Here is a 23,424-nt window from a genome sequence, read left to right as displayed (position 1 = left end):
CAGTCAATCTGCCTTAAAATGTCATCAGCAATAAATAATACCCAATACCAAAAAGCCGAAGTTTTCAAAGCCCTGCACCGGCGCGAGGGCTTGTTCATTATCCCCAACCCGTGGGATGCCGGTACTGCCAAAATATTAACCGGGCTCGGTTTTGAAGCATTTACTACAACCAGCGCCGGATTGGCTTACACGCTCGGTCGTCCGGATGGGTATGCGTTGATCAGTCGCGACGAGACACTCGAAAATGCCCGTGCTATCATAAACGCCACGAATTTACCTGTGGCTGCCGATCTGGAGAACGGTTTTGGCGATACCCCCGAAGCCTGCGCCGAAACTATTTTGGCTGCGGCAAGAGTGGGCCTTGTTGGCGGCTCGATTGAAGATGCTACGGGCAATGATCATGATCCTATTTATGATTTTGATCTGTCGGTAAACCGGGTAAAAGCGGCGGTTGAAGCCGCGCGCAGCCTGCCTTTTCATTTTACGCTCACCGCCCGCGCCGAAAATATGATTCATGGGAAAGTAGATTTGCAGGACACCATTAAACGCCTGGTAGCCTATGCCGATGCAGGTGCCGATGTGCTTTTTGCCCCGGGCCTTAAAACCCGCCAACAGATAAGCGAGGTAGTGAAAGCCGTTGCGCCTAAACCCCTAAATATTGTACTGGGTGCCGCTGGTTTTGATATCAGCTTCAATGAGCTTGCTGATATGGGAGTAAAAAGAGTAAGCCTCGGTTCGGCGCTGGCAAGGGCAGCGTTGGGAGCTTTTCAACGGGCGGCGGTTGAGTTAAGTAAGGGTAGTTATGGTTTTGTGAATGAAGCTGTGCCTTACCTGGAGTTGAATAGGATCTTGAGCGAGTAATTAAACGATTTGCTTATCATATTGGGCCAATATGCGCCGAACGGCGGGCTGAACATACCATAAACCTATTGGGTAAATCCAAAAACAAAGTATCCCTTTTAAGCTATCGCTATTGCCGAGTATTTCTCCCTGTAACATCGATTCAACCATTCTTGCAGAGAAACTGCAAACATAGGTAAAGCTTACGAGGTAAACCAGGCTGCCTGTTACAAGTAACCAGGCTGTTAAGGTTGGGTTATTCAAATTATCGGCCAATGAAATACTTATCAGGATGGTAGAAAGAACCATTAAAAAGCAACCATACCTAAAATAAGTAACGGAAGGTTTAACCGAAGCCGGAATCATGGAATGCATGGTGGTGGCAATAGAATGCATCCATCCTAAATTTATCAATAGCGTGAGGAACAGCCCGAATAAGCTAAAGTTTGAAAAGTTATTAAATGCCCACGGTATAATAACCATTAAAATAAATAATTGCCAGGATTTAAGTTTTAATAGAAAATGCATCTGTAAGACTTTGCTGTATTGAAGATATGTAAAATTAACCGGTAAACATACCGTGTTTTCAATAAATAAACCTGTATCAAACTGCCATAACTTCGTAATATTCAACTGTTAACTTCATCTGCTCTAAAATTTTTTCTCCATACCATTTGGTATATTATATCTTTGCGCCGATTTTAATAAAACCATCATGTTAAAAAGAGTAGTTATTACCGGCATGGGTGCCCTAACACCCCTTGGAAACGATGTAAAAACCTATTGGGAAAACATAGTTGCCGGTAAAAGTGGCGCGGCCACCATCACCCGTTTTGATGCATCATTATTTCGTACGCAGTTTGCCTGCGAACTGAAAGATTTTAATATTGCCGATCACCTGGATAAGGCCGATTTGAAACGTACTGATACTTTTACGCAATATGCGCTTGTCGCATCAGACGAGGCTATTAAAGATTCGGGTTTCGATTTAAATAAAATGGACCCCTTTGATGTTGGCATCATTTGGGGCAGCGGCCAGGGCGGTATGGAAACTTTTGAAGAGCAGGTAACCGAGTATGCCAAAGGTAACGGCCAGCCAAGGTTCAGCCCGTTTTTTGTGCCTAAGTTTATCTCTAACATGGCTTCGGGCATGATGTCAATCCGTAACGGTTTTATGGGCATTAACTATACCACGGTTTCTGCCTGTGCCACTTCAAATACGGCTATTATGGATGCGCTTAACTACATCCGTTTGGGTAAAGCAAAAATTATTGTTACCGGCGGCTCGGAAGCACCTATAACCCCGGCTTCTATCGGTGGTTTCAGTTCGATGAAAGCCATGTCGGGTCGCAATAACGATCCTCAGTATGCATCGCGTCCGTTTGATATTGACCGCGACGGCTTTGTAATGGGCGAAGGTGCGGGTGCGTTGGTGTTGGAAGAATATGAGCATGCGGTTGCCCGCGGCGCACACATTTATGCCGAAGTTACCGGTGCTTCGATGACTGCCGATGCTTACCACATGACTGCCACTCACCCCGAAGGACTTGGCGCGGCACGTGCCATGCAGCAGGCTCTTAATGAATCGGGGTTAACCATTGCCGATGTTGATTACCTGAACATGCATGCCACTTCAACCCCGGTGGGTGATATTTCGGAAGTGAATGCTGTGCTGGCGGTTAGCAAAGGCCAGGATATAAATGCTATTATTGGCTCTACCAAATCAATGACCGGCCATTTGCTTGGTGCGGCAGGTGCTATTGAGGCGATTGTGGCTATTAAATCAATTGAAAACGGCATTATCCCGCCAACTATCAATACTACTACTATTGATCCGGCTATTCCGGGCAATTTAAAGTTTGTTTTGAACGAGGCTATTGAACATAAAGTGAAAGTAGCCATGAGCAATACTTTTGGCTTTGGCGGGCATAATGGCATCGCTGTGTTTAAGGCGATATAATTATTAATGCGTCATTGCTTTTACAATCCTGAGGAACGAAGGATCTTCTTCGCCCTGTATAGCGGCTATGCAAGTTGTAGAAGATGCTTCGTTCCTCAAGCATGACAAGTTTAAAAAAAGTACGGTCATGTTGAACTTGTTTCAACATCCCACTTGCTAAGCAACCATGCTAAGCAGCGCGGCTACCTGTGCTGTGGGATGCCGAAATAATCGGCATGACGGCGGGGTATATGTCATATCTTCTTAAGGAGCCTCGGCTTTTAATTACTCAGCATAACAATGTGTTCTTTTAATTTTTAAACAGAACTTTTGCGTGCTTATTAATAACCACGCTGCTACGGCAACAATTTCCATTTTTTTAGCTCTGCCTTTATAGCTCCTATTACTTTATCGCTTATCATGCGGTTAAGTACGGCTTTGGCACCTATCCAGAGCAGGCCTTTGGTAAGCCAGTTAAAATCGCCAACATTAAGTATAATGGCCTGAACGCGGCTTTTAAGCGGGCCCTCAAACCTGTCGATATCCTTTTCTTTAAGCGTTGGCCAGTTAGTACCCGAACTGAATTTGATATCCGGAAATTTAATCTCTTCTTCAAAAACAGGGATGATCTGGTAACTATCATCAAAATGCGATTTAAAGCGGTCTTTATCGGCATTGGCATAGCCATCTTTAAAAATTGGGTTGGTATCCAATGTTTTGGCCGGTACGGTAAAATAATCGCGCAAAAATATTTTGCAGTTATGGCGGCCTAAAAAGTAATCGTGCACCCTGAATTCCTTATTTAAAAAGCCGCTGAAGCCGCTCAGTGCGCCGCAGGCTATAGCCAGTTCGCCGGTAAGGTCGGTTGATTTTCCACCCGGCATATCAACCCTGCGCGAGGGGGTAATGAGGTATTGTCCGGCACAATTCACATCCATGGCATCTTTAATGTTTACCGGTTTCGAGCGCATTTGCGATATCATGGATGATAGCGTAAGCCCGATAACATTTGAAAGCTCCCTCGATAACGAAATGGCTTTGGGCGGCTGGGTAGGGAAGGGCTCGATCATGAGTACCGTAGAAACAAATTTGTTAAAGTTGTTGTAATCCTCTGATGACTGGCCGGTGAGGTCATCCAGTACGCTGCGTACTTTATCAAATGGCTCGTTGTTAATCATGCCGCCATCTACGTTCAGGGTTTGATAGGCACCATCGCCAACAGGTGTTTTAGTTAAATAATCCTTTAGCCATGGATTATTGTTTACATACCCGGCATCACGTTTAAGCAGCCTTGACTGCAATCCAACCGGAAACGCGCCGGTAGCCATGGCGGCATCGGCAGCTACATCGATATTGATTTTATTTTTTAGGTCGAGGGGCATCCAGCCGTTATTGGGGCCTTTAATTTCCTTTTCGGTAAGCTCAAAACAGGCGTAATCGTTATGGATGCGCATGTTGTACTTGGTACGATCGGGCGATGAGGCTTTAAAAGGCACATTATAAGCATATCCCTCAAGGTTGGTTAGCGTGGTGAATAATTTGATGCCAGGCTTGATATAGGGTGGCAGCGGCTGCCAGGTTTTGGCATCGGCGCTTACCACGCGTTTGGCTATATCGTTTATAAAATCTGAATTGAGTGCCGATATTACCTTGCCGTCCTTTTTGATGTCGGAAGGATCCAGCATTTTTGAAAACATATCCGCCTGGATCAGATCCACCCACGAGTGGTACAGTTTGTTTTCGGGATGCTCGGCTAAAATGTCTGCCGTTGGTTTATCGATGGGCGTTATAGGGTTATTGAGTGCCGATGCTGCCATAATGCTGGTCATGCCCCCGGCAGATGCGCCGCCCATTACCGGGATTTGCACTTTATGCGTGGGTACGCCGGCTTCGTCGCGGTGTTGCTCCCATTTGGTTAACGCCTCAAGCAGGTAATCCATCACGCCTGCTGTATAGGCCCCGGCAGATACTGCCCCGGCCATACACAAACCAACATAAAATACCTGCTGATCCTGATTCTTTTTTTGTGCCATAAATTTAGGTGTGTTTATAAAAATAATAATGCAGCACTGTAAAGTGATGCGTGGTTTTACGCAACCTGCTGCGGGTTTTTACCCTAATTTATAAGACCTTTTTTCTCTTTCTGAGATTTTTCATGCTCCTTCGGCTTCATTTCCGACTCGATAATCTGCTGCTCAAAATCCTTTTCGTCTTTCAGGTTGGTTTTAATGATCCAAACAACAAGTACTATTAAAACGATAATTACCCCACCGACTACGAAATAATTGATTTGCATGTTTGTATATTTTCGTTTTTAAATTTATATCGGCTGTATTAATTGGCGATTAAATTTAAAATACCACATGTTTTGCGCGTATAAAACTTTTGAGTTTTAGCCTGCTGTAGATTTACCGGAAAATAAAAACAAACACAAATTGGCCGATGACGAAAATAGATGTAAACGCAATAACGCTTGCCGTTAAAAGTTTAAGAGCAATGACGAGATTTTATACAGAAAGTTTCGGTCTTGAAATTGTTGCCGAAAACGAAAGATAAGCATATTAAGACTGGATAATCCGCTGCTTACGCTTTGTGAAGAAGGTCTTTTCGATCAATATACAAATATAAACAATAAGCGCGATGGTAAGGGAATTTATCCCACAATTAAAATTCCCTCAAAAATGCGTTTCTAAAAAGATAAACGGGTTTTGAAGAAATGCTTAAGCTAAAGGTATTGTAAACCAAAATGTACTGCCTTTGCCTACTTCACTTTCAACACCCATTTTGCCGCCGTGGCGCTTAATAATCTCTGCGCTGATGTACAGGCCTAACCCAAGACCTGAATACTGAATCCCGCTGGAGTCAACGCGATAGTAACGCTCAAATAAATGGGGGAGATATTCGGGCGAGATACCACGGCCAAAATCCTGTACCGAAATTTTTGCCATATCATTGGCTTTGCCCAGGTTAATGATGATATTGTGACTGTCGGGCGCATACTTAACCGCATTGTTTACAAAGTTAACTATCACCTGTTCAATGCGGTCGCGGTCGGCATGCAATTCCAGGCCGGTATCGCCTTCAAGCACCAGCGTATGCGTGCCGGCAAGCCTGATATGGTCGCAGCATTCGTTAATCATCGAGGCTGCCGAAAAGTATGTTTTTTGTAAGGCCAGTTGCCCTGCGCTTATTTTGGATACGTTAAGCAAGCCATCAACCAGTTGCAGCATTTTATTAAGGCTGCTGTTGCCCCTGTCAATAAACTGCGGTATTTTATCTGAAGTTGGATCAACCTTAATCAGCCTGTCTAACAATTGCATCGAGGCTTTGATGGATGTCATGGGAGTTTTAAGTTCGTGGCTGGCCACGCTTATAAAATCGTCCTTTTGCTGTTGCAGGCGTTTAAATTCGGTAATATCAAGCAGGGTGCCTAATATGCGCGATGGTTTACTTATCGAGCCATAGTACACCTTTCCCTGTACCCTGATCCAGTGTTCAGATTCATCAGGCCAGATAATGCGGGCTTCGTAAAATAAATTGCCGGTTTCAAGCGCTGTGCGATGAGCGGCATCGCGTATTTTTTTATCAGCGGGGTGCAGGCTGTCAACCAGTACCTGGTGTGATACTGCGTCATTGTAACCAAAAATGGTATCAAAGCGCGGCGAGGTTAATATGGTATCGGTAACGAGGTCGAAATCAAAAGTGCCCATTTCGGCGGCTTCAATGGCAAGCCTTGCCCGCTCTTCGGCTTCTTCAATTTTGCGGCGGGCCATTACTTTCTCGGTAACATCAATGGCAATTACCATTAAGGCGCTTATTTCACCATCGAAACCTTTTACGGGTTCGTAAACAAAATCAACAAAAACGGTTTCGGGGATCCCATTCCTGATCAGCAATAACCGGTGCTCTTTGGCAATTACCGATTTGCCTGTTTCAATTGCGTTTTCCATCACCGGTTCGTACGCTTCGGCAGCCTCAGGTATGGCTTCCCAAATGCGGCGGTTTTCCAGTTCAATCCTTTTTTTACCAACAAGTTCCAGGTACGAATCGTTCACCACCTCAACAACCGTGGTATCGCTGTTAATAATGCAAATGCCCACAGGAGCTTGTTTCACCATGTTATACAGGGTATGGCGGCTCTCTTCCATAGCCTGGCGGGCATGCTCTATTTCTGTAACATCCGTCGAAAAGCAAACCACACCCACAATTTTTCCGCGCGAGTTGCGCATGGCCTGGAAGGTGAATTTATAATAATTGATTTGCAGGCGACCATCAATCATCATTTCGGCAGGTTCGTTACTGCCATGATAGGTTTCGCCGGTTTGGTAAACATCACCAATTTGTTTGCTGAAGGGTTGGCCCTCCAGTTCGGGCAGGGCTTCGTCAAAAGGTTTGCCTATAACCGATTTGTCCTTACCCCAGGCTTTCAGCGTGGCGTCATTAGCTATGGCGATGATCTTTTCCTCGCCCATACACATGTATACAGGAAACGGCGAACCCTCAACAATGCTGCGGAAAATATTTTCGGTTGGTTCCAAGTATATGTTGGTATTTGTTAGGTGAACGATGCTCTCAAAAATAAAAATATTTTCTTACAGATTTAAAGGTATGCGCCGTTATAAAAATTATTGCCGGATTTAGTTGAGGTGAACAATCTGTATGCGAAAATACCTTTCCGTATGCCAAAAACACTTAAACTAAGTAAATAGTTAAAAGCGGCGGCGGATGGTGTTTCGTGCACATTTTTATATCAAAACGCTGCTCACATTTGGTGTATAAACAATACCAGCGATATGAAAAAAACACTCTTTGTGGCATGCATAATAAGTTTATTATCGGCCAGCCTGTTAAATGCAAAAGCTCCAGACACTAAGGATTATACCAACGTGATCCGCGGGTTTATTGACAGCCACATGAACAGCGATGTTGAAAAATTTAAAGCGATAATGGATGAGCACGCCACGGTGAAAATACCGCGTGGCGAAAAAGTTTTGGTACAGGAAAAAGACGACCTGGCAGGCAATATGAAAAAAGATGCCGGTACCCAGCAAAACTGCAGCTCAAATTATGAAGTGCTGGCCAAAAGCGATGCCCTGGTAATTGCCCGTGTTGATTTTAACTACGAAAACTGCATTCAGCATCAATACCTCATCATCGAAAAAAATGTGAGCAAAGACTGGAAAATAACCCAGGTTTGCAAAATGTTTGATGATGTTAAAATACCCGAAAACGGGAGCAACAGCATAGCTGCAAAAAACTAAAAAAAACACCCGAAGCAGACAGATAATTAATCACCCCATTGGGGTGATTTTTTTTATTTTAATTAGCTTTAATTTAACTTTTTAATTGTACCCCCGTGCAATAATTTAATTTGACTGTAATTGAGTAAGCTATCACGTTTGCGGGCCGTTGTTTTTTTGTGCTGCCTGGTGTTATTAGGTATAAACCGGGCCAGGGCGCAGAAGTACATTTTTGCGCATTATGATATTGAAGACGGCCTGATCCAATCGCAGGTTAACCGTTTATCGCAGGATATTGACCACCGGCTTTGGATAGCTACTTTTGGCGGCGCCTGCCGCTTTGACGGTAAAGAATTTACCGGTTACAACCGCCGTGCAGGCCTGCCTGATAATTATGTTTCAACCATATTTTCGGATAAAGGCGGATGCACCTGGTTTGGCACCCTTAACGGGCTGGCCAGGTTATATAAGGGGCAAATTATTAAATACAAGCCCGATATTCCGTTAAAGCGATATTTTGTTGGCAATATTATCCAGGATGGTGGAGGTACCATCTGGGTAACATCGGGCGGGGCCTTGTTCAGGGTTAAGGATAATAAAATGCAGCATGTTGTTATTGATGGTGATGCCGAACTGATCCCTACCAGCCTTGCTGTAAATGCCGCCGGTAATTTGTACGTGGCTGTATATAAAGCCGGCGTTTATCGCTTAAACGGAAAAAAATGGCAGCACATCATCAGCATCGATTCCCGATACGCTGATCAGCCTATAAAACGCATCTTTTTTGACAGGTTTGATAAACAAAAAACATACCTGCTAACCCGTGCCGATTTATTATTTGTTAAAGATGGCATGGCGCAACCGGTACCGGCCAACGTTTTTCTGCAAAAGGGAAAAGGGCAGTTGCTGTGTATTGAGCAGGATGCCGATGCCAATATCTGGCTTGGGACTGATGCGGGCGCTTACTGTATCTGTGCCGATGGTGGATTTCTGCACTATAACTCGGCCAATGGGCTTACCGATAACTCTATATCCGATATTTTTTTAGATTCTGATAAAAACCTGTGGCTGGGTAGCCTGGGTAACGGCCTTTACCGCTGCGAGGGCGACAGGTACACGGTTTTTGACCGTTCGCAGGGCATCCCCGAATCAAAAATTGTAATGTCGTTAACTAAAGACTGGAACAATAATGTGCTGATGGGGATAGATGGCGGCGGCATAATGCAGTACGATGGTAAAAAGCTCAGCAACCTTAAAGTCCCCGCTGCTTCTGATGCTTACTTAAAAGGTGTTCAGTGCCTTTATACCGATAAAAACGGTACGGTTTGGGTGGGCACCGGGCAAACAGGGTTATGGGCGTATAACAAAGCGGGGTTCAGGCAAATTAAGGATAGCTGGAGTTTTGCCTACAATTTTATAACCGGCGGCGACGACGGAACTTTATGGCTGGCAACATCCATGGGCTGTTTTTATTACGAAAACGGCCAGTTAAAACAGCTGGACAGCGTGCCCTCATTCTCGGCGGCTTTGGTTACACTCGGGCGCGATTCGGTTTTTGTGGGTACGCAAAATGGAGTTGCTTTGGCGGTGAATAAAAAGGTGGTGAGCGGTTTTAAGTTAAAATCATTCCCGGCCACAGCTGTGTACAGCATGATAATTTATGATGGCATGCTGCTTGTTGGTACCGACGATAGCGGCCTGTACACCTGGGATATGGAAAGCGGTGCCACGCATACCTATACCGTTAAAGACGGCCTCAAAGCCAACAGCATTTACAGTTTAGCTGCCGACGAACGGGGCCGGCTATGGTTAGGTACCGGTCGCGGTATCAACCGTATGAAGTACGACCCGCAAAAGAAAACCTTTTGGGTGATCGATAACATCGGTTCGAAGGAGCCTGTGGTTGAGGCTAACCAGAACGCTATCCTGCACCGGGGGCGCGAGGTTTGGATCAGTACTACCAAATCCGTCATGGTATATAACACCATGACCAAAATGGTACCCTCGCCGCCGCCGCACGTTATCATTAAATCGGTACAGTTAATGAAAGAGGATGGCGAAAAACGCTCGTCAATTGATTTGAACGATTGGGTTAAGCTCAACCATAATCAAAATCATTTATCGATAGCCTTTCTGGGCGTTTACCTGAAAAACCCGGATGCGGTATCGTACCAATATAAATTGGTGGGGCTTGATAGTGCGTTTAGCGCCCCGGTGCGCAACAACGTGGTTAATTATCCCTCCCTGCCACCCGGTACCTACACTTTTAAAGTGAAGGCCATTAGTCCCGATGGGCAGGTATCTCCTCATATAGCCGATTTTAATTTTGAAATTATTCCTCCCTTTTATCAAACTTTTACCTTCAGACTGCTGGCTGTCATTTTATTGGTGTTGCTGGGTTTTGGTGTGCAAAACCTTTTACATCAGCGTAAAATAAAACGGCAGAAGGCAATTGAAGCCATGAAGCGCGAAGAAAAGCTCAAAATACGCCAGCAAACTGCCGAGGATTTTCATGATGACCTGGGTAACAAGCTTACCCGCATTACGGTGCTATCAGAAATACTGAACGCCAAGATAGATCAGGAAAAATCAGATCAGCGGGGCATTGTTGATCAGATTAAACAAAATGCGGCATCGCTTTATAACGGCACCAAGGATATCCTTTGGGCACTCGACCCTAAAAGTGATAACCTGTACGAAACGCTGAACCATATCCGCGAGATAGGGGTGGAGGTTTTTCATGATGTACCAGTTGATTTTGAATTTGCAGTTGTTGATGAAGACCTGCAGCTGATTAAGCTGCCGATGGAGTACAGTCGCAATATCACCATGATATTTAAGGAACTGCTTAACAATATTTTGAAACATGCCGATGCTTCGGTGGTAACATTTGAACTTGATGAGCGTCATAAGAATGAGATAACCCTTAAAGTAACCGATGATGGTAAAGGCTTTGACAGCAGGGCCGCGCACCGCGGCCGTGGTATTAATAATATCAACGCACGGGCTAAGCGCATCAATGCCAGGTTAATTATCAATTCGGCCGGGGGAAGAGGTACAACCACTACATTAACATTTGGTATAAACCAGTTAAGCAATTAAGCATGGCCCGTAACATTAAGGTAAGTATAATTGAGGATGATGAAACCCTGCGCGATGGCTATGCCTTTTTAATTGGCGCCACCGATGGTTATGATGTTATCAGCACCTATTGCTCATACGATGAAGCTGCCAAAAAAATAGCCGCCGACAAGCCTGATGTAATCCTGCTTGATATCGAGTTGCCCGGCGTAAACGGTATCGACGCTATCCCGAAACTAAAAAAACTGCTGCCCAATTGCTATATCCTGATATTGACAGTTTACGAATCGGAAAAGCAGATCTTTAATGCGCTGGCCAACGGTGCTTCGGGTTATCTCACTAAAAATACACCCTCGGCAAAAATTATCGAATCGATAAAGGAAGTGCGCGACGGCGGCGGACCAATGAGCATCAATATAGCCCGGCTGGTGATCCGTTCCTTTCAAAAAAACCAGGAATCGCCATTGTCAAAGCGCGAAACGCAGATCCTGGAGCTGATAGGTGAGGGCAAAAGCCGTGGGCAGATAGCCGCTGAGCTTTTTATTGACCTGGAGACGGTAAGGAGCCATATAAAAAATATCTACCTTAAGCTGGATGTTAACTCCCGGGCCGATGCTATTAAGCTGGCGAGGCAGAATAAGTTGATATAGGCAATCTTTCTAAAGTAAAAACTGAGTTGTTATTCTCCAATTATCCTAAATTATACAGGCGATGCAATTTTTATGCCCCGCAACGTCGAAATATTTTCACCATTCTTAATCGCTTTAACAATACGCTTCTGATCTTCTATCATTTTGATGATAGGGTTATTGGTAATGGTTACTGATCTCTTGCCTCTTCCTTCCGACACGATTTTTGGACATTTAATGGTGTATTACAAATATACTTTTTTTCGATTGCTGTCCATCTACAGACAGGAAATCGCTTTAAAATAAACAGGCGACACGCGGCTCCTATGGAGCCAATTACCGTTAGTAATTTGACTATAAACACGATACTCCGACGGATTTATAAGACTTAACTTTGACCACCCCGGAGGGGTAGCGTGTTTATAGAAAAATTGAATGCGCTTTTGGGCTCCGTAGGTGCCTCGTGGTCTAAAAGCGATTTTCCACTCTACTGACGAATATACTCCTGCTGTTCTTGACTTTGTCTGCGAAGGCTATGCCCCCGTTGTTCGTAGACTCTGTCTACGAACAACTATGCCCGGAGTTTGCAACTCCGGTTCATTTCAAAACCAGTAAATCACCAATCCCAAACAGGGAGATGCTATTCCCTTTTCTGAGGTAACGTAGTGCTTTTTATTCCTTGCCTTGCTTTATAAATATATCACTATGAGATATATGATCTATCCTGTAATTGCAGAGCACCCAAAAATTCTTATCCCCCATATTAATTCACAAATCCCCCAAACAGGGGGATACTATCCCCCTGCGCTTACCCTACCTTTGATAGTGTAAAGTAGTTTTAACTGACCGGCTACTATAACCCGTCAAAAGAAAATTATCCCAAAGGTTGTTTTGCCCAAAGGCTGATTTGCCCGATTTAGTGCCTGGTTTCTGTTAAAACTATTTGCCCAATGAAATTGAAATATATACCGGTTTATACAGCCGACTTTGATAGTCAACTTAATTTTTACACGCAAAAATTGGGTTTTAAGGTAACCGGTACCATGACGTTTCATGAGGGGAGAGAAAGCACAGTGATCCGGTCGGATAAATTAAATGTTGCCTTGCTTGTAACTAATAACGATAGCAACAGTGATAAGAGTAATGTAATCATCAACACTACCGATTGCCTGAATGATTATCATTTGCTTAAAACAGCAGGGGTGTTTTTCTGTAAGTCGCCTGCCTACTTACCGGCAGGTTTAGTTGCCGAATTTATGGACCCGGCGGGAAACAGGTTTATGTTACTGGAAGAAAGAAATTATAACGAATAATAAAATCATATCACAATGGATTATTCAAAAGTATTACGCAACAACAACAAGATAGTGAGCCGCACCGGCGGCCAGGGACAGGGTGTGCAATATACTTCAGACCTGAGCCTGCGCTTTGTTTTAAGCGGAAATGAACGTTATGATATCGGCCGCAGGCATTTATCCATTTACCCCGATTCGTTTTTGATCCTTAACCGGGGTACAAAATATTCAACCGAAACTGATGCCGGCGATCCTGTACAATCATTTGCCATCAATTTCGATCAGCAGTTTCTGCAGGATTTTAAAGAGTGCTGGACTTTTGGCGATGGCAAGCTGTTGGATCAGGGTAACGAAAGCATCAAAGCGCAGCCCGAATTCAGCGAAACCATTTACCCTTTTGCCGGTGATATCAGGTACAATGTATTTCACCTTAAACAACATCTTGATGATGGTATGCAGGATGAAATGCTGATTAACGAATACTTGCACCACACACTCATCAACTATTTTAATATATATAATGATGAGGTTTATAAAAAAGCCGACAAGCTGGAATTTTTAAACCAGGGTACTAAAATCGAGATCATCAGGAGGCTTAACCTCGCCAAAGAATACATGTACAGCAATTATAATCAGAACGTTAACCTCGAGGACCTGGCCGAGCATGCCTGCCTTTCGGTTAACCACCTGTTGCGTACGTTTAAACAGGCTTTTGGTTTAACGCCTCACCAGTTTTTAATTCAGCTGCGTTTAAAACGCTCATTGCTGTTGCTTAAAGATACCCGTTATCCTGTTAATGAGGTAGTTAGTATGGTTGGTTTTGAATGCCCGAGCTCGTTCATTCGCCTGTTCCGTACGCATTATAATATCACGCCTTTAAAGTACAGACAATCAGCATGATATGAATTTAATCCCGGCTTTTAAGATGGGTGTTTTTCACACATGTAGCCACTTAATAAGCCCTTATGTTTGTATTACCAAGTAGTTTTTTTGTTAAGGATATTTGGTCAGTTAATAGTTAATTAAAAAGTCAGTTACGCGAGGTTACTGACTTTTTGTTTTTTGGAAGGTAGCCAATACGCAAAGGACTAATCTCTTAGTTTTAAGCTCGCAAAGTCGCTATGGCGCAAAGTTTTCTGTTGTATGTTTGATAGCTGCATGTTAGCGATTTTTAAGAACGCAAAGATGCTGAGACGCAAAGGACTAATCTCTGTTCTCCGTTCACTAATCTCTTAGCTTTAAGCTCGCAAAGTCGCTAAGGCGAAAGTTTTCTGCTGTGTGTTAGATAGCTGCCTGTTAGCGATTTTTAAGAACGCAAAGATGCTGAGACGCAAGGGACTAATCTCTGTTCCCCAATCACTAATCTCTTAGTTTTAAGCGCGCAAAGAAAGCTAAGCCGCAAAGGTTTTTAAATGTAGGAGAATTGTTGTGATAAGCGAATGATGAGTAATGGCTTGTATTTTAATGAGATGCGTGCCTGGAAATATGCGAAAATCAACATTTCAAAATCTGCTGTAACATTTGCAAAAAAAAGCCGTCTTGTTATTTAAAACCTACAACTATGAAATTTTTTACGCTGCTGGCAGTAACAGGTGGATTATATTTTAACTCATTACAGGTTGAAAAAATGAACCTTGCTGTTTCAAAACTTCATTCAAAAAAATATTGCGCTAACGCTAAAAAATCAAAATGCCCGCTTGCTGCCAAACGGACTAAATGTGCTAAACTCAATAGTTAAAACGATACGGGTTTCATCCACCCTAAAAGGCATCCGGTAACTAAAGCAAGGGGAAAAATCTGTTACCGGTGCCTTTGCCTTTTAATCACCTGCCTTCTTCAAGCTTATACAAATCGGCATCGCCTGCTGCAACTACAAAACTATCATAGCTTTTGCCGGATCTCTGTAATAACGACGAGCCTTTATAACGCTTTGCCGGATCGAGGCCGGTACGTTTCGCATCTATCGTGAATGTTTTAGCCTCTGTGCCATAGTTAAACAAAGCCAGGTAGGTTGTATTGCCTATTTTAGTAACAAACTGTTCGGTGGTTTCGGTACCGGTATTGCCTTCAACCGGTCTGAAAGCTTTGCCGTTTGCAACTATCTTCAAAATTTCGGGGTTTTGATACATGGCTTTAGCCCTGTCGCTCCATTGGCCATGGGTCGAAAAATCATCGCCGGTGATGAACGTACCTGTAACCACCGCTGAGAGCATCCGGGCGCGGTTAGCACCTTCGCTTTCGGTATTGAGCACAACATGGTCGGCATCAATGTAGTTGTACAGGTAAGTTTGCCACCAGCCGTAGTTTACGCTGTTGAGTGTATAGCGGGTATCCTTAATGGTTTTAAAGGCATCGCAGGCAATACGGCGCATGTGCGCGTAACGGCCGGTTGCCAGGCTGGGAGAGATGGCGGCGTAAACCAGCATTTGCCCATCTAACTCATCTATCAGGTGTTCCATCCCCTTTTTATAAGCCTGCATACCGGTTGTAATTTTAGGATCGTAAAAATGGCTCGACTCAGCCGCAGCATGGCCCAAAAAATCGATCTTGATCATTTTAAAACCGCAGGCTTTTAATTTGCCTATCACATAGTCAATATGTTGCAGGGTACCGGGATGAGTGGGATCTGTGGCGCGTGCACCGTCAATGTCGTGATAGCCATCGCCTACTTTAGTCCAGGTTTCGCCGTAGGTGTAGTTGCTGCCCAGCACCTTACGGTCGGGACCGCCTTTCCATCCCCAATCGGTAAATGGTGCCCAATAAACGCCGGGTTGCAGGCCTTTGCTTTTGCAATAATCGGCAAAGGCTTTCAGCTGACCGAAATCGCCTTCCCATCCGCCTTTAATCATATTATCCCAAAACGAATCCAGATCAATAAAAGCCGTATTGCCATTGCGGAAGGCAGGGATGCTATCGGCAAAAAAATCGGCCACTTTAATGGCTTTATCATAGCTCAGTTTTTCCTGCATTACGCCCCAGCTGTTCCAGCCAATTGGGGTTGGCTTTGTCCAGTTAAAAATATAAGGCGGTTCGGCAATGCGGTTGGCCTTGCCAAATTCTTCCAGTCCGGTACGCCAATCGTCAAAGCGGCCTACAAATATTTTAGGAGATTTAATAACATCTCCGCTAATCTCGCCATGAGCAATTTTATCACGATTTACGGCTTCTTCCGTATAACCACCCCAAACCTCAAAAGTATCAGCGCTATCTTTTTTGGCTATGGTGCGCACGCCGGTTTTCCAGGTTTCGTGTTCAACCGAGCCAAATACTACCCCATTGCGGCTATCGTTATCAAAAACAACTCCTACCTCGGCGCTGGTATTGGTAAGTGGTGCTTTGAAGGCTTTTGAATCGTAACTGATAAAAGTGTCGTTATCAAAAGGCACGAAAAGCGAGCGGGTATCGCCGTTAAATTTCTTCATATCGCCGGCGACAGGTTCAATGTAGTTGGTTTTTAGGTTTTTCCCCTTGATGTAAACTTCGATGGTAAAAAAGCTTTTGCCGCCCGAAAGGTAACTGTTAAATACCTGTACCATGGTGGGCAGATTTTTACCGGTAAGCGTAAACTCATCTTTTACACTTTTGCCAAAAGCATCTGTAGCAACGGTTTTATGGGTAGTGATATGTTGGTATTGTTTTGATGTGATGTATTTGCCATCGATTTTAACCCTCGAAAAACAATTTTCCAGTACAGGTTTGCTGTCTTCATCAATCCCAAAAGTTTTGGTTTTTTGATTGTAAAGGATGGTGCCGGTTTTGCTGTAGGGTAAAAATATAGTTTCCGGACCGAGATGCCGGGTACTATCGGCGGTAGAGCTTGAGGCAATTGCCGGCCGGCAAACGCAAACCAGGCCGGACAACTGCACAGCAATTATAAAACGATTAAGGAATTTTTGCATGAATTGATGGTTTATAAATGTCAAATATACATTTTAATTTAAAAGCGCCATGTTTTTTTGAAATGATAACGGTTTATTTACAAATGTATATGTTGTCGAAAAACGTCATTGCGAGGTACGAAGCAATCGCGAACCACACAAGGCAAAACCTGCTTCCGTGCGATTGCTTCGTACCTCGCAATAACGTGGTGGAAAGTACGTTATTGAAAAAAGTTATTTAAGCTTTAGTAGCCATAATACTTTTAACCGCACCGTTAATTTTCACCTTAACCATGCGCGGGGTAGGAGATGTTACTTTGTAAGCGGTTACCTTACCATCTCTCCATTTCATATCCACCGTAAAATTACCACGGGCTTTTAAACCTTTAACCTCACCCTGCGCTTTCCATACATCCGGAATTGAAGGGAGAAAGTCAATAAACCCCGCATGGCTTTGGATCAGCATTTCGGCAATACCAGCTTCTGCACCAAAGTTACCGTCAATCTGAAACGGCGGACCGGCAGATAGCAGGTTAGGATACACACCACCACCGGCTCCGTAATTAATATCGGTTTTAATGGTAGGCTTCATCAGTTCTTTAAACAATTTGTAGGTGCGGTTACCATCATGCAAACGTGCCCACCACAATATTTTGTAAGCGATAGACCAGCTTGGCCCATCATCGCCCCTTACTTCTAAAGTTTTCCTGGCGGCTTCGGCAAGGGCGGGTGTTGCTTCCGGTGTGATCTGTGCTGCCGGGAACAGTCCATATAAATGCGACACGTGACGGTGTTGCGGCTCGGTTTCTTTATAATCTTCCAGCCACTCCTGTATACGGCCATCTTTGGCAATAACACCCGGAGGAGGTAGTTTCTTTACTTTGGCAGCCAGTGTTTTGCTGAATGCTTCGTCTTTGCCTAATACTTTACTGGCGGTGATCACATTGTTAAACAACTGGCGGATAATCTGGTTATCAATAGTAGGCCCCATGCAAATGCTGGCGTGGGTACCATCGGGCAGGTAAAAACTGTTCTCGGGCGATGATGATGGCGAGGTTACCAGCCAGCCTGTTTTAGCATCGCTAATGAGCATGCTGTTATAAAACTGTGCCGCGCCTTTCAGTATCGGGTAAATTTGTTTCAGGTAATTCTTATCACCTGTAAAATCATAATGCTGCCAAAGGTTATCGCAAAGCCAGCCCGAACCAACTTTACATACACCCCATGATGCGCTTTCACCCGGCTCGGTAAAGCCCCAGGGGTTGGTAATTACGTGGGCAACCCAACCATCGGCATTGTAATAGGCTTTGGCCGTTTTTTCGCCGTGCGGTACCATACCTTTAACCAGATCGGCCAGGGGAAGATTCAATTCCGAAAGGTTGGAAACCTCAACCGGCCACTGGTTCATCTCGATATTGATATCGAGGTGATAGTCACCATTCCATGGGGTATGAACTTCGTTAGCCCATAAGCCCTGCAGGTTTGGTGGCAACAAACCTACGCGGGTGCTGCAAATGCTCAGGTAACGACCAAACTGGTAAAATAAAACCGGCAAAGCATTATCAGCATCAGGGTTGCTGCGGAAAGCGATCAGTCTTTGGTCGGTAGTCAGCTTTTCAGCTTCTGATGATCCAAGGTCAACATTTACACGGTTAAACAGCTTTTGGAAATTGGCGATGTGCTGCTGTTTTTGCAAAGCATAAGGCTTAGCCAAAGCCGTGCCCATATCTTTGTTCAATTTGTTTAGATACTGCGGATTTTTAAAATCGGTACCTGCCGATACATAGATCAAAACCTCGGTAGCATCTTTAATAACCAGCGAAGTAGGGGTAGTGGTTAATGAACCACCGGTTAGCTTAGCCTTAACCGCGGCTTTGTAAGCTACGCCTTTACCATCGGTACCATTATCTAACTGGCCTATCAGGTCCAGCTCGTTACCGGTAGTTGAGGTAAGCCCCCGCTCGGGGCGGGTAATACCTATGTTCAGGTTAAGCATGCCCGGTTTATCGGCGCTTAGTTTAATCACATCTACATCATCGCCAAAACTGGTGAAATATTCGCGTTTGTAAGTAACGCCGTTTATTTTAAAAGTGGTTTTAGCCAGCGCGTTGTTTAATGAAAGCTCACGTTCGTAATTTTCAAATCGTATCTGTTTATCATCGGTACCTTTGTACTGATAGTTGATGTTCAAATCGCCCAGCATCTGGAAGCAACCAAATGGCACACCACCCGATCCTTTGCCTGTACAAACGAACGATTTATCAATGATAGCCTGCGCTTCCACGTTTTTACCTGCGGCCAGTAGCCTCCTGATTTCGGGTAGCTGTTTATAAGCCTCGTAATTATTGGCATCCTGCGACGAGCCCGACCACATGGTGATATCATTCAATACCACTTTCTCGCTGGTAATGCTGCCATCGGGCATCATGCCCAGGCGGCCGTTACCTAAGGCCAGGGTTTCTTCCCAACGCTGTGCGGGCTGTTTGTACCATAGTTTTAATTGTTTTGTTTGTGCTTGTGTAAACGTTGCAATACCTGTTATCATTACAGTTATTAACAAGGGCGTTTTTATTGGCATAATTTATTAATTGGGTTTCTGTATTTTAAGCTTGTTTATTTATTTGTGGTAAAGGCCGGAATTTCTTCGGCGTTTTTGTTCAGTTCAAGTACTATTACGTTGCTGTTGGCATCGGGTAATGCTTGCGGCAAATCAATAATGTAACTGCTTGCATCGGTTGTATAATTGATTTTAGCTCCTCCCATTATCGTGGCAGCAATTATGCTGATGCCGGGCAGGTTGGGCAATACAATTTTATCATCTTTTTTCTGAAAAATATGTAAATAGATTTTATTTCCCTTACGTGTGGTACCAAATACTTCATTAGGCACGTACGGGCCGCCCTTGGTTCCGTAAATACTTGAACCGTATTTTTTTAGCCATGCCCCCATTTGTTGCAGGGCTTTAACCTGCCGGGCTTCAATGCGGCCATCGGGCATAGGGCCAACATTAAATAACAGGTTGCCATTACCTGCGGCGGTTTTTACCAGGGTTTGGATGCACTCCTGTACACTTTTCATTTTATCATTAGGTTTCCAGGCCCATTGCTGGCAAATAGTGATGCAGCTTTCCCATGGCGCTGTCATGTTAAGCTGGCCAATGCGCTGCTCTGGCGTAAGGTAATCGCCTACCGATTGATCGTTCAGTTTTTCGCTCTCTTTGCCCAAACGGTTGTTTACAATAACGTTACGATCAATGCTTTTGATGAATTTGTAGATCTCCTGCCCGTCGGCGTTGGTCCAGGGTTTTTCCCAGTAACCGTCAAACCAAAGCAGGTAGGGGTGATATTTGGTGATGAGCTCTTTCAGCTCATTCTTCATTTGCGTTTTAAAGGCTGCCATATTGCCCTTTACGTTTTTTGTGCTGTCGTAAGGGTTTTGGATAGGGTAGTTAGGGTCGTGCCAGTCAAGCACGGTGTGGTAAATACAAAATAATACGCCTTGTTTTTTACAGGCCGCAGCCAGCTCGGCTACCATATCGCGTTTATAGGGTGTTTTGCTGATGTTATAGTTTGTGAATTTTGACGGCCATAAAGCAAAGCCATCGTGGTGTTTGGCGGTAATTACCAGGTATTTCATACCGGCATCTTTAGCTGCTTTTACAATGGCATCTGCATTAAATAAAACCGGGTTAAATTCTTTATAAAGGTTATCATAATCATCCTGCGCTACTTCTTTATTCCGGCTCCAGCCAATTTCGGTACCACGCAGGGTTACCGGGCCAAAATGAACAAACATGCCGAAGCGTTTGGTCATGAAATCATCCAACACTGCTTTAGGTGTCTTAAGGGTTCCGGTTTGCTGGGCAAAGCCAATTCTGAGTATTAAAAGCAGGTTAAGAAATAGTAGCGCCGTTTTTTTCATGGTTGTTTTTAGGTAGATATTTAAACAGAGGTCAGTCGTTTAAAAAATAAAAATATGACCAGGCCGCCGAAGCAGCCCGGTCACGGGGTGTTATTAAAGTAGTGCGTTATTCCAGAAAGTAAGCTCGCTCATGTTGGTATAGTTACCTTCACCGTTCGAGTTATGTTTTATCCTGATGCGGATATAACGCACCGGCGGCGGGTTAGGGTCGAAATTAACTTTATACGGAGCGCTGCCATCGTCGGTGCGTTTAATCTCTTTAAGCAGTTTCCAGCCTTTGGCGGTAGCCTCGGCTGCCCAGCCCGGATCGTTTGCTTTAAGGTTGGTGGTGGCGTTGGTTAAATCGGCTATGCCCCAAACCTCAAAATCATCGGGGTTATGGCAGCAGTTACGGCCGGTTTCTTCAATGGCAACCAAGCCTTTATACACAGCGCCCATATCAAAAGTGATAACCACCGGCAGCGGACCATTACCATCACTGTGGAAGATGTTAGGATACCCCTGCGGACTGGTACTGCCATCCCAAAGTTTATCGATATCTGTTCCGCCTTCATAAGGCCTTGCGTCATTTGGCAGGTAAACCTTTTTAAACAACTTTTTATCGCAAATCGAAACCGAGTTGATGGTGGTAAAATCCTCATAATTGGCTACATAAAAGGTATCAAGCGCGTTGGCCACCGGTTTAAATGCCGAGCGGAACTCAATTTTGGTGTCGGCTTTATAGTCGGGAAGTACGATGGATAAACTATCTGCGCTAAGCCTGCCAATACTGGCCTGTCCGGCTTTGTTGGTGTATTTAATTTCGGTAAATACGTTATGAGTGCTGGTATCAACCTTTAAAAAGTTGAGTTTCAGCTTGCCATCGGCACTGATGCCATACGGGTTGGTTACATCAAAACCACGGTTTGATAAACCTGATTGGTAAATAGGCCCATAAACCCTCACATTGTTAATATCCAGCGGGATAGATTTGTTACCCTTGGCATCGTACGAAAATACGGTGAACGAATAAATGTACTCGTTAAGGTTGGGTACAACCACCGTTAAACTATCCGAAGGGTTGTGGTTGGTTGAGTTAAAAATAATTGAATCGGCTTTGTTGTTCCAGTAAACCACATAACGGGTTATGCTTGGGTCGCTGCTGGGGTTCCAGGTAATGGCAGCCCGCAGGTTGCCCGGACGGGAGTGCGCGTTGGCTACCGTGCCCGGATATTTTATTTCTTTGCCGTTAAGGTACGATTTAAACTCGGTATCCTGCTTGCTGCAGCCATACATGAGGTACCCCAGCAGACCTAAAGCAGCTATTCTGATAATATTTTTTGTTTTCATTTTAATCTGAATTTTTAATGCCTATTGTGGGTTGCCATAAATTGAAAGTTCCATCATGTGGGCAAAATCACCGTTTGACCATGTGGCATGCACCATAAACCTGAAATATTTAATAGGCTGTGATCCCGGCGGAATATTAAAGTTTACACCCGCCGCAACAAAGGCAGCATCGGCCGAGTTGGTAAAGCCGGGAGTAAGGCCCGATGGTGGGTTAGGGTAGTGGTAATTACCAATATTAACCCAATCGCCAACTACAGTGCCAACCGGGGCATAATCAGGCAGCCTTACATCCTGCGGTGCGTTGATGTTTGATCCCCAGATGCTGAAATCTTTAGGGTTACCATGTGCATAGGCGTACTGATCCGGACGTTCCCACAACACAAAGCGACTTAACTGGGCCGATACGCCAAGGCTGAAGGTAACCTGCATTGGCGCCGGCGCTCCTGGTGCGGTGTGCCATCCGTTCGAATATCCGTCGGTTTTGTTATCCCACAGGTAAGGTACTTCCCATCCGTAAGCGGTAGGACTATCGGTATTTGTTTTGTATACCGAGAATTTGCTCTTATCCAACAGTGTTTCAAAAATAGGAGTGATATCCAGTACTGTAGTATCCGATACGTTGCCGAACTTATCGGTAACATATACGCCAAATTTTTGCGACACAGCCGGATATCCCCTTATAGAGTAATTAATGGTATCCGTTTTGGTATAATGCTGATCTACCACTTCCAATGCCTGGGTCGATTTATCGAAAGCCAGCAGTATTACGCCGATATCCTGTTTATCAGGGTTCATGGCTTTGATGTTTACACCACCAAAATCGCGGGTCATGCTTACGGTAGGTTTAATTAACCGGTAAAACGGAACATCAGGATGAACTTTAACCACCAGCGGGTCTGACTTAACGTTGGCCCTGCTTACCGAATAGAGGGTTACCTCGTATTCCTGGCTTTTTGCAAAGCCATCAACCGTAACGGTATCCGAATAATAGCTCGATTTGGTTTGACGGGTGGTTTTATCATTAATCTTATATTCAGCCTGTATGTACAGCAGGTTATCAGAGTTTGGCAAATCGTAAGTGATATAAGCGCCTCCGTTAAAGTTTTTAACTTTTACATTGGTAACAACACCAGGCTTGCTCAGATCGTTAGATACCTCCGACACGTAGCCGTCGTTCTTTTTGCACGAGTTTAAACACGCCATCAACAGCATCATGGCAAGCACCATTGCTGCAACCGGGTAATTTTTTATGCGTTTCATAATTCTTTATCT

At 44.4% G+C, this 23,424-nt stretch carries 18 protein-coding genes; 8 read left to right on the top strand and 10 right to left on the bottom strand.

Going from position 1 to position 23,424, the window contains the following annotated elements:
• Nucleotides 1-18 precede the first annotated feature (18 nt).
• On the top strand, nt 19-861 hold the full coding sequence (locus HYN43_RS14675; RefSeq protein ID WP_119410064.1) for an isocitrate lyase/PEP mutase family protein: 843 nt from the start codon (nt 19-21) through the stop codon (nt 859-861).
• Here HYN43_RS14675 and HYN43_RS14670 read toward each other — a convergent pair whose 3' ends face one another.
• The gene (locus HYN43_RS14670; RefSeq protein WP_162996489.1) at nt 862-1,236 is read right to left on the bottom strand and encodes a hypothetical protein; all 375 of its coding nucleotides are present in this window, start codon (nt 1,234-1,236) and stop codon (nt 862-864) included.
• Between the two features lie 319 nt (nt 1,237-1,555).
• Here HYN43_RS14670 and fabF point away from each other — a divergent pair, with 319 nt between their 5' ends.
• Complete coding sequence (fabF, locus tag HYN43_RS14665; protein ID WP_119410062.1) at nt 1,556-2,800, top strand: beta-ketoacyl-ACP synthase II; 1,245 nt, start codon at nt 1,556-1,558, stop codon at nt 2,798-2,800.
• Nucleotides 2,801-3,135: 335 nt separating this feature from the next.
• Here fabF and HYN43_RS14660 read toward each other — a convergent pair whose 3' ends face one another.
• The 3 genes from HYN43_RS14660 to HYN43_RS14650 all read right to left on the bottom strand — a co-directional run bounded on the left by HYN43_RS14660 (nt 3,136) and on the right by HYN43_RS14650 (nt 7,317).
• Nucleotides 3,136-4,812 carry a patatin-like phospholipase family protein gene (locus HYN43_RS14660; protein WP_119410061.1) on the bottom strand — a complete coding sequence of 559 codons (1,677 nt, stop codon included), beginning with the start codon at nt 4,810-4,812 and terminating at the stop codon, nt 3,136-3,138.
• A gap of 83 nt (nt 4,813-4,895) precedes the next feature.
• Nucleotides 4,896-5,075, bottom strand: coding sequence for a hypothetical protein (locus HYN43_RS14655; RefSeq protein WP_119410060.1), 180 nt, complete (start codon nt 5,073-5,075; stop codon nt 4,896-4,898).
• 424 nt (nt 5,076-5,499) lie between these two features.
• A complete protein-coding gene (locus HYN43_RS14650) occupies nt 5,500-7,317 on the bottom strand; it encodes a PAS domain-containing sensor histidine kinase (protein WP_119410059.1) in 1,818 nt (605 codons plus the stop codon).
• 255 nt (nt 7,318-7,572) lie between these two features.
• Between HYN43_RS14650 and HYN43_RS14645 the strand changes: the two genes are divergently transcribed.
• The 3 genes from HYN43_RS14645 to HYN43_RS14635 all read left to right on the top strand — a co-directional run bounded on the left by HYN43_RS14645 (nt 7,573) and on the right by HYN43_RS14635 (nt 11,750).
• Nucleotides 7,573-8,040, top strand: a complete 468-nt coding sequence (locus HYN43_RS14645; RefSeq protein WP_119410058.1) for a hypothetical protein — start codon at nt 7,573-7,575, stop codon at nt 8,038-8,040.
• A 120-nt stretch (nt 8,041-8,160) separates the two neighbouring features.
• Nucleotides 8,161-11,121 (top strand): ligand-binding sensor domain-containing protein, encoded by a 2,961-nt coding sequence (locus tag HYN43_RS14640; protein WP_162996488.1) that lies wholly within the window; start codon nt 8,161-8,163, stop codon nt 11,119-11,121.
• Nucleotides 11,122-11,123: 2 nt separating this feature from the next.
• Entirely contained in the window at nt 11,124-11,750 is a 627-nt protein-coding gene (locus HYN43_RS14635) for a response regulator transcription factor (RefSeq protein WP_119410056.1), read from the top strand.
• A gap of 50 nt (nt 11,751-11,800) precedes the next feature.
• Here the strand turns inward: HYN43_RS14635 and HYN43_RS30390 are convergent, their stop codons facing one another.
• Nucleotides 11,801-11,950 carry a hypothetical protein gene (locus HYN43_RS30390; protein WP_162996487.1) on the bottom strand — a complete coding sequence of 50 codons (150 nt, stop codon included), beginning with the start codon at nt 11,948-11,950 and terminating at the stop codon, nt 11,801-11,803.
• A gap of 729 nt (nt 11,951-12,679) precedes the next feature.
• Here HYN43_RS30390 and HYN43_RS14630 point away from each other — a divergent pair.
• The 3 genes from HYN43_RS14630 (at nt 12,680) to HYN43_RS30385 (ending at nt 14,762) form a co-directional block, all read left to right on the top strand.
• Nucleotides 12,680-13,042, top strand: coding sequence for a VOC family protein (locus HYN43_RS14630; protein WP_119410055.1), 363 nt, complete (start codon nt 12,680-12,682; stop codon nt 13,040-13,042).
• Nucleotides 13,043-13,057: 15 nt separating this feature from the next.
• Complete coding sequence (locus HYN43_RS14625; RefSeq protein ID WP_119410054.1) at nt 13,058-13,924, top strand: helix-turn-helix transcriptional regulator; 867 nt, start codon at nt 13,058-13,060, stop codon at nt 13,922-13,924.
• Nucleotides 13,925-14,585: 661 nt separating this feature from the next.
• Nucleotides 14,586-14,762 carry a hypothetical protein gene (locus tag HYN43_RS30385; protein ID WP_162996486.1) on the top strand — a complete coding sequence of 59 codons (177 nt, stop codon included), beginning with the start codon at nt 14,586-14,588 and terminating at the stop codon, nt 14,760-14,762.
• Between the two features lie 85 nt (nt 14,763-14,847).
• On the opposite strand, the gene HYN43_RS14620 is transcribed toward HYN43_RS30385, so the two are convergent.
• The 5 genes from HYN43_RS14620 to HYN43_RS14595 form a co-directional block, all read right to left on the bottom strand.
• A complete protein-coding gene (locus HYN43_RS14620) occupies nt 14,848-16,923 on the bottom strand; it encodes an alpha-amylase family protein (protein ID WP_119410053.1) in 2,076 nt (691 codons plus the stop codon).
• Nucleotides 16,924-17,140: 217 nt separating this feature from the next.
• Entirely contained in the window at nt 17,141-19,447 is a 2,307-nt protein-coding gene (locus tag HYN43_RS14610; protein WP_245446916.1) for a glycoside hydrolase family 95 protein, read from the bottom strand.
• 68 nt (nt 19,448-19,515) lie between these two features.
• Nucleotides 19,516-20,823, bottom strand: a complete 1,308-nt coding sequence (locus HYN43_RS14605; protein WP_119410050.1) for an alpha-L-fucosidase — start codon at nt 20,821-20,823, stop codon at nt 19,516-19,518.
• Nucleotides 20,824-20,916: 93 nt separating this feature from the next.
• The gene (locus HYN43_RS14600) at nt 20,917-22,152 is read right to left on the bottom strand and encodes a DUF4998 domain-containing protein (protein ID WP_119410049.1); all 1,236 of its coding nucleotides are present in this window, start codon (nt 22,150-22,152) and stop codon (nt 20,917-20,919) included.
• 21 nt (nt 22,153-22,173) lie between these two features.
• Nucleotides 22,174-23,412: a DUF5000 domain-containing lipoprotein gene (locus tag HYN43_RS14595; protein WP_119410048.1), complete on the bottom strand. Its 1,239-nt coding sequence runs from the start codon at nt 23,410-23,412 to the stop codon at nt 22,174-22,176.
• Nucleotides 23,413-23,424 lie beyond the last annotated feature (12 nt).

Source organism: Mucilaginibacter celer, from assembly GCF_003576455.2.
Lineage (GTDB): Bacteria > Bacteroidota > Bacteroidia > Sphingobacteriales > Sphingobacteriaceae > Mucilaginibacter > Mucilaginibacter celer.
Note: the sequence above shows the minus strand (reverse complement) of the source record. Positions and strands in the feature narration are given on the sequence as shown.